This is a genomic window from Saccharopolyspora sp. NPDC045941 (assembly GCF_056431445.1).
In genome coordinates this window covers 1-10,816 of record NZ_JBWKKU010000120.1, presented here as the reverse complement: position 1 = coordinate 10,816, position 10,816 = coordinate 1, and the positions used below count along the sequence as shown (strand labels likewise).

General features: G+C 69.0%; 10 protein-coding genes. 4 read left to right on the top strand and 6 right to left on the bottom strand.

Features of this window, described 5'->3' with window-relative positions:
• From AC07FN_RS44870 to adh, 4 genes are all read right to left on the bottom strand, one after another.
• Nucleotides 1-233: acetyl-coenzyme A synthetase N-terminal domain-containing protein (locus AC07FN_RS44870; protein WP_478401200.1), on the bottom strand; the 233-nt coding region annotated here is incomplete at its 3' end.
• A gap of 93 nt (nucleotides 234-326) precedes the next feature.
• Nucleotides 327-1,022, bottom strand: a complete 696-nt coding sequence (locus AC07FN_RS44865; protein WP_478401199.1) for an adenylate kinase — start codon at nucleotides 1,020-1,022, stop codon at nucleotides 327-329.
• Nucleotides 1,012-1,386 carry a DUF779 domain-containing protein gene (locus AC07FN_RS44860; protein WP_452615008.1) on the bottom strand — a complete coding sequence of 125 codons (375 nt, stop codon included), beginning with the start codon at nucleotides 1,384-1,386 and terminating at the stop codon, nucleotides 1,012-1,014. The genes AC07FN_RS44865 and AC07FN_RS44860 overlap by 11 nt, the downstream gene beginning before the upstream one ends.
• A complete protein-coding gene (gene adh, locus AC07FN_RS44855) occupies nucleotides 1,386-2,909 on the bottom strand; it encodes an aldehyde dehydrogenase (protein ID WP_478401198.1) in 1,524 nt (507 codons plus the stop codon). Before adh ends, AC07FN_RS44860 begins: the two co-directional genes overlap by 1 nt.
• A 223-nt stretch (nucleotides 2,910-3,132) precedes the next feature.
• Here adh and AC07FN_RS44850 point away from each other — a divergent pair, with 223 nt between their 5' ends.
• From AC07FN_RS44850 to AC07FN_RS44835, 4 genes are all read left to right on the top strand, one after another.
• Entirely contained in the window at nucleotides 3,133-4,611 is a 1,479-nt protein-coding gene (locus AC07FN_RS44850) for a GAF domain-containing protein (protein ID WP_478401197.1), read from the top strand.
• A 196-nt stretch (nucleotides 4,612-4,807) separates the two neighbouring features.
• Nucleotides 4,808-6,034: an iron-containing alcohol dehydrogenase gene (locus AC07FN_RS44845; RefSeq protein ID WP_478401196.1), complete on the top strand. Its 1,227-nt coding sequence runs from the start codon at nucleotides 4,808-4,810 to the stop codon at nucleotides 6,032-6,034.
• A gap of 8 nt (nucleotides 6,035-6,042) precedes the next feature.
• A complete protein-coding gene (locus AC07FN_RS44840; protein ID WP_478401195.1) occupies nucleotides 6,043-7,413 on the top strand; it encodes a MadS family sensor histidine kinase in 1,371 nt (456 codons plus the stop codon).
• Nucleotides 7,406-8,089, top strand: coding sequence for a MadR family response regulator transcription factor (locus AC07FN_RS44835; RefSeq protein WP_478401194.1), 684 nt, complete (start codon nucleotides 7,406-7,408; stop codon nucleotides 8,087-8,089). The genes AC07FN_RS44840 and AC07FN_RS44835 overlap by 8 nt, the downstream gene beginning before the upstream one ends.
• 96 nt (nucleotides 8,090-8,185) lie before the next feature.
• On the opposite strand, the gene mftM is transcribed toward AC07FN_RS44835, so the two are convergent.
• Both mftM and AC07FN_RS44825 read right to left on the bottom strand, forming a co-directional pair.
• Nucleotides 8,186-9,100, bottom strand: a complete 915-nt coding sequence (gene mftM / locus AC07FN_RS44830; RefSeq protein ID WP_478401193.1) for a mycofactocin oligosaccharide methyltransferase MftM — start codon at nucleotides 9,098-9,100, stop codon at nucleotides 8,186-8,188.
• Nucleotides 9,097-10,611, bottom strand: coding sequence for a VWA domain-containing protein (locus AC07FN_RS44825; protein WP_478401192.1), 1,515 nt, complete (start codon nucleotides 10,609-10,611; stop codon nucleotides 9,097-9,099). Before AC07FN_RS44825 ends, mftM begins: the two co-directional genes overlap by 4 nt.
• Nucleotides 10,612-10,816: the final 205 nt, after the last annotated feature.

Sequence of the window (10,816 nt, the reverse complement as noted above, 5' to 3'; positions counted from 1 at the left end):
CCGCCCACGAACCATTTCGCGAACGGCGCGTTCGACCAGTCCAGGACCTGGTCCCACTTGGTGTCCCAGGCCAGCCGCTCGGCTTGCTTCGCCCAAAACGCCTCCCGATCGGCCGAGGCTTCTTCGTACAGTGCCGACGTGGCGTTGGCCTGCGCCGCGAACTCCTGGGACGGAGCTTGGCCCCGTTCTTCGGTGCGCAGATTGTCCAAAGTGCTCTGTGAGTGCTTGCCCACTTCCGACCTCTCGACGCGATCGTGTGACGGCGTGATCGCTTTTTCAGTGTGGCTTTCCCGGATCCGTCAACCGGTTGGATGAACCTACGGCGGTCAACGTTGCGGTGACGTTGCGCCGTTGTTCGATCGGGCGCCGAGCGCGACGGCCACCCGCTCGCCGACAGCGTCGACCGGACCGGACGCGTCGACCCGCACCAGTCTGTCTTTCTCCTGGTAGTTCGCGAGCATCGGTGCGGTCTCCTGCTCGTAGAGCTGCAGACGGCGCCGGATCGCGTCCTCGCGGTCGTCGTCGCGCCGGTGCAGCGGACCGGCGCAGGCGTTGCAGATGCCCTCCGCCCTCGTGGCGTTGAACTCCACGTGCCAGCTTCGCCCACACGTGCCGCAAACGCGTCTGCCATTGAGGCGACGAACGATTTCCTCCGCAGGCACTTGCAGCTCCAGCACTACGTCAACAGTGCGTCCGGAGCTTCGCAACGTGTCGTCGAGGAACTCGGCCTGCTCCCGGTTCCGGGGGAACCCGTCGAGCAGGAAGCCATCGGCGTCGTCCTCACCGAGACGTCTGCGCACCATTTCGTTGGTCAGCTCGCTCGGAACCAGGGCGCCGCTGTCCATGTAGGACTTCGCCCGCAGTCCGAGATCCGTGCCCTCGCCGACGTTGCGCCGGAAGATGTCCCCGGTGGAGATGTGTGGAACACCCAGTCGGTCCGAAATCGCTGCCGCCTGCGTTCCCTTGCCGGCGCCCGGCGGGCCGACAAGCACAACGCGGCTCGGCTCGTGTTCAGCTCGCATCCAGTCGTTTCCATTCCTCTTCGGTGAGCAGGCGGGACCGGATGAGGAAGCGGACACCGTCGGGGGCTTCGAGGGAGAATCCGCTGCCCCGGCCGGGCACGAGGTCGATGGTGAGGTGGGTGTGCTTCCAGTACTCGAACTGCGATCTGGACATCCACACCGGTACCGGTTCGCTGTCCACCGCCAGGTCGCCGAGGTGCACGTCGGCTTCGCCGGTGGCGAATTCGCCCGCCGGGTAGCACATGGGGGCGCTGCCGTCGCAACAGCCGCCGGACTGGTGGAACATCACCGGCCCGTGCTGCGCCCTGAGGCGGCGGATCTGCTCCGCCGCCTCAGGGGTCACCGCGACTCGGTCGCTGCCCATCAGAAGAAGCCCAGCGCGTTGTTGGAGTAGCTGACCAGCATGTTCTTGGTCTGCTGGTAGTGGTCCAGCATCATCTTGTGGGTTTCGCGCCCGATGCCGGACTGCTTGTAGCCGCCGAACGCGGCGTGGGCGGGGTAGGCGTGGTAGTTGTTCACCCACACCCGGCCGGCCTGGATGTCGCGGCCGGCGCGGTAGGCGGTGTTGCCGTCGCGGGACCACACCCCGGCGCCGAGGCCGTAGAGGGTGTCGTTGGCGATCTTCATGGCGTCGTCGTAGTCGTCGAAGCTGGTGACGGAGACGACCGGGCCGAAGATCTCCTCCTGGAAGATCCGCTGCTTGTTGTGGCCCGCGAACACCGTCGGCGCCACGTAGTAGCCGCCGGCCAGGTCGCCTTCGAGCTCGACCCGGTGACCACCGGCGAGGACCTCCGCGCCTTCCTGCTTGCCGATGTCGATGTAGGACAGGATCTTCTCCAGCTGGTCGTTGCTGGCCTGGGCGCCGATCTGGGTGTCGGTGTCCAGCGGGTTGCCCTGCTTGATCTTCTCGGTTCGGGCCACCGCGTCAGTGAGGAACGCGTCGTAGATGCTGGACTGGATCAGCACCCGTGATGGGCATGTGCACACCTCGCCCTGGTTGAGGGCGAACAGCGCGAACCCTTCCAGAGCCTTGTCGTAGAAGGCGTCGTTGGCGTCGGCGACGTCGGAGAAGAAGATGTTCGGGCTCTTGCCACCGAGCTCGACGGTGACCGGGATGATGTTCTGGCTGGCGTACTGCAGGATGAGCCGGCCGGTGGTGGTCTCGCCGGTGAAGGCGACCTTGCGCACCCGGGAACTGGAGGCCAGCGGCTTGCCCGCCTCCACGCCGAATCCGTTGACCACGTTGAGGACGCCCGCGGGTAGCAGGTCGGCGATGAGGTCGATCAGCACGTGGATCGATGCCGGTGTCTGCTCGGCGGGCTTGAGCACCACCGCGTTGCCCGCGGCCAGGGCCGGCGCCAGCTTCCAGGTCGCCATCAGCAGCGGGAAATTCCACGGGATGATCTGGGCGACCACGCCCAGCGGCTCGTGGAAGTGGTAGGCGACGGTGTCGTCGTCGATCTGCGAGATCGACCCTTCCTGACTCCGCAGCACGCCCGCGAAGTAGCGGAAGTGGTCGATCGCCAGCGGGATGTCGGCCGCCAGCGTCTCGCGGACCGGCTTGCCGTTGTCCCAGCTCTCGGCGACCGCGAGCTTCTCCAGGTTGGCCTCCATGCGGTCGGCGATCTTGAGCAGGATCCCCGAACGCTCCGCCACCGACGTGCGGCCCCACGCGGGCGCGGCCCCCTCGGCGGCGTCGAGCGCGCGTTCCACGTCGTCGGCCGTGCCGCGCGCGATCTCGGTGAACACCTGGCCCGTCACCGGCGTGGGGTTTTCGAAGTAACCCCCACCGGCCGGGGCCACGTACTCGCCGCCGATGAAGTGGTCGTAACGCGAGCGGAACTCGACCGCCGAACCCGCCGTGCCCGGCGCTGCATGCAGAACCATCTGTTCGCCTCTCGTGTGCTGGTGCGACCCTCCGCGGGCCGTCGGTGACCTGGGCCACTCATGCCTCTGGTGTGGCGAGAAGCTAGGAGTCGCAACGTTGCAGCGACGTTGCAGCGGGGCGAACCGGTATCGCGGGCGCACTTGCCCGTAACCTGTGTCACCCCGCACTATGAATCTTTCCGCGACCGGATGTTCCGCGTTCTCGACACTTCTGCGCAGGCGAATGGACACCAGCTACGACACCTCGGTTGATCCGCTCGAGCGGGCCCGACTGCTCGAGCGGGTGCACGCTGCCGTCCTGGCCGGTGACCGGCTCTCGCACGAGCCGCGACCGGTCATCTTCGAGTCCTGGAGGCGTTCGCTGGCGGCCCGGATCGATCCCGATCTCAGGCAACCACCGCTGGCGTTCGACTCCGGCAGGCTCGACGACGTTCGCCAGGCGCACCCGCTGGCGCGCTGGGTGCCGATGCTGCGTCAGACGCTGCTCGATGCGGCCGACGGCACCAGCCACGTCATGATCATCACCGATGCCGACGGCAACATCCTCTGGCGGCAAGGACATCCCCAGGTCTGCCGGGACGCCGACCGGGTCCAGCTCGCCGAAGGCACCCGGTGGGCCGAGAGCGCGATCGGCACCAACGCGATGGGCACCACGCTCGCCACCGGAGCTCCCGTGCAGATCCACTCCGCCGAGCACCTCGTGCGGACCTACCACTCCTGGACCTGCGCCGCCTGTCCGGTCCGCGATCCGGATACGGGTGCGCTGCTCGGCGCGGTCGACCTCAGCGGACCGCTGCACACGATGCACCCGGCGCTGCTCGCGCTCGTGGTGGCCGGTGCGCGGCTGGTCGAAGGCGAGCTCCGCTGGCGCCTGGCCGCCTCCGACGACCTGCTCCGGGAGCGCAACGCCCACCACCTCACCGAGTCCGGTCGGGATGCGGCACTGCTGAGCCCCAGTGGACGGATCGTCGCGAGCACGCCCTCGGCGCGGTTCGTGCCGGGGCAGCGGATGGGCCTCGACGACAGCGGAACGGTCCGGTTGGACGACGGTGAGGACGCCGAGGTGGAACCGCTCGACGGCGGCTACCTGCTGCGCGTCGGGCAGCCCCGGTCTCGTCGCCGGCCGCAGTTGTCCTTGAAACTGCTCGGCGACGAGGTTCCAGCGGCCACAGTGGACGGTGTCCGGCACGATCTGAGCCTGCGGCACGCCGAAATCCTCGCGCTGCTGGCGATGAACCCCGGCGGGCTGACTGCGGAGCGGCTCGCGCTGCTGCTGCACGGGGAGCAGGGCAACCCCACCACGGTCCGGGTGGAGATCCACCGCATCCGCAACGCCCTGGGGCAGCACGTGGTGAAGACCAGGCCGTACCGCATCGCGGCGGATGTGGACAGCGACCTGCACGCCCTCCGCGAGACGCTGCGCCATGGCGACGCCGGCGCCGCCGTGGATAGAGCCGGACTGCTGCTGCCGCGCTCGGAGTCCGTCACGATCCGGGCCGAGCGCGACGAGCTCGTGGTGGCGCTGCGCGGCTGGGTGCTGGGCAGCGGAGACCCTGAACTGCTCTGGCGCTTCGCCAACACCGACGCGGGCCGCGACGATCTGGAGGTGCTGGAAAGCGCACGGGAGCTGATGGCGCCGGACGCTCCGCAGCGCAACGTGCTCGAATCCCGGCTGCGCCTCCTACTCGAAGAAACCGCGTAGCGCACCTGTCCGATCGGACAGGTCGGGGGTGCTCATCCGAGCAGTTCCGAGGTACAGTCCCTGGCTGTAGGTTCACCTGTGGTTTACCCCACAGTAATGCTGCTGGTCTGCTTGCAGCCGGTCTCGCCGCGGGCCGCGCACCGGCCGGACTCCTTCGCGGGCGAGGCTCATCGGTGAGTCGGGAGGGCCACGAGAAATGCCGGAGCTGGAAATCGCGTTCGAACATGTGGGCGTGCCGCGCCAACCCAGCCGCGACGATGTCGGCGAGCAGCGTCCGGCCCTTGCGAAGTTCCACGCGCCGGAAATCGTGTTCGGCCCCGGTTCGCTGGCCGAGCTGGGCCACTCGGCTCGACGGCTCGGCGCGCGCCGTCCCTTCCTGGTCACCGATCCCGGCATCGTGGAGGCGGGATGGGTGCGAGAGGCAGTGGTGCACCTGCGCGAGGTGGGTCTGGAACCGGTCGTCTGGCACGAGCTGACGCCGAACCCGAAGGACCACGAGATCCAGGCGGCCTACTGCGAATATGCTCAGGCCGGCGCGGACGTGATCATCGCCGTCGGCGGCGGCTCGTGCATCGACGCGGCCAAGGGCGTGGCGATCGTGTCCGCCAACGGCGGGCACATCCTGAACTACGAGGGCGTCGACCGGGTCGTGAACCCCATCCCGCCGCTGGTCATGGTGCCGTCGACCTCGGGAACCGGGGCGGATGTGTCCCAGTTCTGCGTGGTCACCGACACCACCCACGCGACGAAGGTGACCATCATCAGCAGGACGCTGGTCCCCGAAATCTCGATCATCGATCCGCGGCTGCTGACGACCATGCCGGACTGGCTGAACGCTGCGACGGGTCTCGACGCGCTCACCCACGCCATGGAGTCCTACGTCTCGCTCGCGCACAACGTGCTGACCGATCAGCATTCGCTGCACGCCGTGCACCTGGTGACCAGGAACCTGCTGCGGACCCTGCTGGATCCGGCCGCCCAGGAGCCGCGCAACGCGATGGCGCAGGGGTCGTTGGCGGCCGGGATGGCGTTCACCAACGCGATCCTCGGCGCCACCCACGCCATGAGCCACCAGGTCGGCGGGCTGCTCGACGCGCCGCACGGCGTGATCAACGGGATCCTGCTGCCACACGTGATCCAGTTCAACGCGGAACAGAGCCCGACTCGCTACGTGCCGCTGGCCGCCGCCGCGGGCATCGACACCGAGCGCGTACCCGCGGCCGAGGTCGCCGAGGTGCTGGCCGATCGGGTCCGCGAGCTGGCCGACTCCGTGGGCGTTCCGCGCGGTTTGTCCTGCCTCGGGGTCGGCGAGCACAACGTCGCGCACCTGGCCAGGACGACGATGAAGGACGCGTGCCTGGCGACCAATCCCCGCCAGGTCACCCAGGAGGAGATCGAGTCGTTGTTCCGAAAGGCCATGTGAGGTCGAAGGTGTCCGGTGGTGGCCGCGTCCGCGCGGGGGAGACGACGCTCGGTGAGCTCACCGGGGTGCGATCGAGCAAGCGGTCGTTCTACCCCGAGTACCGGCGCTCGAACGAGCGGCTGGCCGTGGCCGTGCAGGCGCTCGACGAGATCTCCCGCGCCGTGGTGCGCTCGGCGGAGGGGCCGAGGGCGCTGGTGGAGGCGGTCGTCGTGGCCGCCGTTGAGCACTTGCAAGCCGAGTGGGTGCTGCTGGGCGTCGCCGACGGGGCGTTGCGGGGGATACGTCCGGGTTTCCTGTTCGCCCGGGACGGCGAGCTGATCGACCAGGAGCACGATCTGCCCGCCGAGGTCCGTGAGCAGCTCGAAGTGATCCGCAAGCGGCCGTGGGAGCTCGAACCGGGCGAGGCCGGGCCGGGCTGGGTGCGCGCGCCGATGCTGCTCGACGAGGAGCCGGTCGGCGGCGTCGTGGGTCGGCCCGGTGCGGGAGTGGAAGTCACCGGGACCGACCTCGCGGTCCTGCGGGTGCTGGCCAATCAGGCCGCGGTGGCGCTGTACAACTCCTACCTGTTCCACACCGCGGCCCAGTTGAAGGGGCGCGCCGAGCAGTTGAACGAGGAAGCTTCCCGGCAGGCCAAGGACCTCGTCGAGCGCAACGCCGAACTGCAGGAGGTCCAGCGGCGGCTGACCGAGGCGATGCAGCGGCAGGTCATCGACGAGGAACGGCACCGCATAGCGCGGGAGCTGCACGACAGCGTGACCCAGGCCGTGCTCAGCGCCGGCATGACCGTGGAGGTATGCCGGTCGGAGCTGGCGGCGATGGGCGCCGACGCGCGGCAGGTCGCCGAGCGGCTCATGGCGGCCAAGGACCTGACCCAGCAGGCGGTCTCCCAGCTGCGGTCGGCGATCTACGCGCTGCACCGGGGCGCCGACGAGGGCCCCGGCTCGCTTCCGGTGCTGCTGGAACGGCTGTCCAACGTGCACCTGCCGACCTCCGTCGACGTCGCGGTCCGGATCGAGGGCAAGCCCGTGCCGCTGCCCGGCGAGGCCGAGCACTCGCTGCTGCGGCTGACCGGCGAGGCCCTGTTCAACACCGCGACCCACTCGGGCGCGGACCGCGCGTCGGTGCATCTGAAGTACGAGACAGACCGCGTCGTGCTGTCGATCGCCGACGACGGCACCGGGGATCCCGCGCAGCTGCGGCGAACTCTGCGGGCGGCGCGCACCAATGACCTCAACGGGCACCACCGGGGGCTGGCGAACATGGCCGCAAGAGCCGAAGAACTCGGCGGTGAGCTCAACATCGGCAGGGCGAAGATGGGCGGGGTGCTCATCAGGCTGGAAGTGCCGATGCCGGTGGCGGAAGGGGACACCGATGTCTGAGGAAGCCAGGTGGGCGGCCGGGGGCGCGGTGAGCGCACCGCCGGGTCCGGTCCGGATCGTGATCGTCGACGACCACTCCATCGTCCGGCAGGGGCTGCGGTCGCTGCTCGAACGGGAACAGGACCTCGAAGTGGTCGGGGAGGCCTCCACCGCAGCGGAGGCGGTCGCGGTGGTCGGCCGGACGCGGCCCGCAGTGGTGCTGTTGGACCTCAAGCTGTCCTCGGGTGAGGACACTGAGGGCCTGGCCCTGTGCGAGCGGTTGACCGGGGAGCACGAGGGGCTCGGGGTCCTGGTGCTGACGACGTTCCTGGACGAGAAGCTCGTCGTCGACGCCGTGCACCGCGGTGCCCGTGGTTACGTGGTCAAGGACGTCGACACCACCGAGCTGGTCCGGGCGATCCGCGCGGTGGCCCGCAAGGAGAGCGCGTTCGACTCGCGCTCGGCCGCGGCGATGGTGCACTCGATGAACAACCGCTCCACCGCACCGGAACTGACCGAACGCGAGCTGGGTGTGCTCCGGCTGATGGCCACCGGGTCGAGCAACCGGCACGTCGGCGGCCAGCTCTACATCTCCGAGACGACGGTGAAGTTCCACGTGCGCAACATCATGCGCAAGCTGGAGGTCTCCACCCGCGCGGAAGCCGTCTACGAAGCAAGCAAGCGCGGGCTCATCTGACCGTGGATCTCGACCTGTCGCCGTGTCGATCACGATGTGGTGCCACGACCACCCGCAACGGCCCTTCCCCACAGTGCTCAAGGACCGACACGCCCATCAGGCGGAGTCGATGACGAGCCAGCCGCCGTGGTGCTCGTCGACCTCGTAGGGCAGTCCGGTGCCGGTCCCCAGCCGGTGCAGCTCGGCGTTGTCGAAGGTGCGCAGGTGCCCGTAGGCGGCCGTCGGTTCGGCTTCAAATGGGACCGCGACGACGACTCGTCGCCGCGCCAACCGGATCGCCTCGGCGAGGACAGCCTCGCCGTGCTCGGGGTCGAGATGCTCCAGCAGGTGTATGACCGTCACCGTGTCGACGGCCTGGTCCGGCAGCGGCACTCGTGCGCCGTCGCAGACCAGCGTGCCCAGCGGTAGGCCCAACTCGCGGGCGATGGTGCGCAGCAACGTGACGGTGCCGTTGGCGATGTCGGAGGCGACGACCGCGGTGCCGGGGCGCTCGGCCAGTAGCAGGGCCAGGAATCCGAAGCAGGAGCCCACGTCGAGGACCCGGCCCGGCGGTACCAGCTCCAGCACCCGCGAGTAGACCGGCACCATCGCCGAGATCGACGAGTGCGGCGCGCCGCCGGCGTCCCTGGGGAGCCGGATCCGGGCGAGGGTGTTGCGGTAGAAGGTGGACCAGGCGTCGACCGAATCATCCACAGTGGATCTGACGATGCCGGTGAAGACTCGTTCGAAGACCTCCGCCCCGGTCAGCCAGCCCGGCGCGAACAGCTCGTCGGCCAGCTTGCCCGCCACGTCGTTGTCCAGCTCGTGCGGCTCGAGGCGGTGGCTGACCAGCACCCGGTGGCCGTCGCGGTGCAGGCCGAAGTGCCGGGTGCGGGTGATCGGGATCCGGTCCGGCGGCGGGTCGTGCCGCTCGTGCACCACGACCACCGCCTCGTCGCGGTAGCAGCCGGGACTGCTGCGGGCCAGCGGATCGATCGTGGCGCTGCCGGAGAACTGCCCCGCGTCACTCATCGCCCCACCGCCTCCGAGGACATCGCATCCGATGTGCGGGCCAGGCCGGCCAGATCGCGCACCACTTCGACGCGGTCGCAGTGCTCGGCGTAGCGCGGTAGATCGCACCGGCCCAGCCCCCACGAGTAGCGGGGTTCCGGGGTCAGCCAAATGGTTTCCCGCACCCGCCGCGCCATCTCCGCGAAGGCCGCCACGTCCGGATCGTTGCCGTTGCCCCGGCCGTCGCCGAGCACCAGCAAGGTCGTCCGCCGGGTCAGGGATGAGCCGTGCTCGTCGAGGAATTCCCGCAGCGCGCCGCCGTAGTCGGAGTTGGCGTCGACGTCGAGGACCCCGCCCGCCGGCAGCCCGTCGAAGACCAGCCCGAGCGCCTTCTCCAGCGGATGTTGCTCGAACAGGTCGGTGATCTCGACTATGTCTGCGACGAAGGCGAACGTGCGCACCCGGCTGAACAGCGATTGGAGGCCGTGCACGAGATGCAGCGTGAAGCGGGCGGTGCTGCGCACCGACAGCGACACGTCGGCCAGCACCACCAGTCGCGGCTTGTCCTCGCCGCGCTTGGTGGTGACCGGCCGGAACGGAACGGCGTCGTAGCGCATGTTCCGGCGCATCGTCCGTCCGGAGTGGACCCTGCCGTGCGGGCTGGTTACCTGCTTGCTGGTGCGCGCCCCACGCAGACTCCGGGCCAGCCTGCGCAGCGAGTCCTCCAGCTCCTGGCGCTCCCGCTCGTCGATCCGGTCGGTGACGCCCGCGGGCGAGACCGACTCGACCGACCGGTGTTCCATCTCGGTGAGCTTGCGCAGGTGTTCCTTCAGGAGCGCGGGCAGGTCCTCGAGCACCCCGGACAGCGGCTTGCGCGGCAGTTGCGGGTCGGAGTCGGCATCCGCCAGCCAGTCCAGCAGGAGCCGTTCCTCGGCGATGGTCAGATCGGTGTCGATCCGGTGCCCGGTCTGCTGCGACAACTGCCCGGGCGTGCCCGCGTTGTGCAGCCGGGCGGTCTCAAGCTGCACGCCGGCGCTGTCGCCGCGCCCCGGCGAGGACTGGTCGCGGGAGAGGACTATCTCGTCGGTGATCGACGCGAGATCGATCTTGTTGGCCTCTTGGTGCAGGTTGTACTGCTGGGCCAGGTCCTCCGGGTCGAAGAAGTCCCGCAGGTCCTTCGGGGCGTCGTGGCTGTGGCCCTCCTGCGGTGTGCTGGAGGGCTCCTCGGAGGCGGTGAAGCGTTCGAGTTCACCGGTGTCGGACAGGTCGTCGTGGGTGTGGTCAGGCCCGTCGCCGTCGGTGGATTCGACCACCCGCCGCAGGTGGAAGAAGGCGTCGAAGACGTCGTCGAACCCCTCGTCGTCCCGGCGGTCCTTGATCAGCGCTATCCGCAGCGCGTCGCGCAGCACGGACCTGGACGACAGCACGCCGGGCTGCGACGCGCACCGCATGGCGTCGGTCGCCTCAGCCCCTGACACCCGCACCCCGTGCAGGCGCAGCAGGCGGACGAAGCGGTGCAAGCTCGTTTCCATACCGTCCCCTTGTGCCTCGTCAAGTAATGTTGATCTCGATATCGGCTCGTCGGATCTTTGCGTTGATCGCGGAGCCCCGGTTGGGGCGAGAGCGCCGGGAAGTCATCGAATGGTGGGGTTGTGTGTTATGCGTTTCGGGGGTTCTTTTTGCGGGCGTACATGTCTTGATCAGCTAGGTGCAGGAGTTCTTTTGGTTCAGCGGTGG

What these genes read in the sequence shown, in the direction of transcription:
- AC07FN_RS44835 (WP_478401194.1), top strand. Translation starts at nt 7,406, where the DNA reads ATGTCTGAGGAAGCCAGGTGGGCGGCCGGGGGCGCGGTGAGCGCACCG.
- mftM (WP_478401193.1), bottom strand. Translation starts at nt 9,100, where the DNA reads ATGAGTGACGCGGGGCAGTTCTCCGGCAGCGCCACGATCGATCCGCTG.
- AC07FN_RS44860 (WP_452615008.1), bottom strand. Translation starts at nt 1,386, where the DNA reads ATGGGCAGCGACCGAGTCGCGGTGACCCCTGAGGCGGCGGAGCAGATC.
- adh (WP_478401198.1), bottom strand. Translation starts at nt 2,909, where the DNA reads ATGGTTCTGCATGCAGCGCCGGGCACGGCGGGTTCGGCGGTCGAGTTC.
- AC07FN_RS44850 (WP_478401197.1), top strand. Translation starts at nt 3,133, where the DNA reads ATGGACACCAGCTACGACACCTCGGTTGATCCGCTCGAGCGGGCCCGA.
- AC07FN_RS44825 (WP_478401192.1), bottom strand. Translation starts at nt 10,611, where the DNA reads ATGGAAACGAGCTTGCACCGCTTCGTCCGCCTGCTGCGCCTGCACGGG.
- AC07FN_RS44845 (WP_478401196.1), top strand. Translation starts at nt 4,808, where the DNA reads ATGCCGGAGCTGGAAATCGCGTTCGAACATGTGGGCGTGCCGCGCCAA.
- AC07FN_RS44865 (WP_478401199.1), bottom strand. Translation starts at nt 1,022, where the DNA reads ATGCGAGCTGAACACGAGCCGAGCCGCGTTGTGCTTGTCGGCCCGCCG.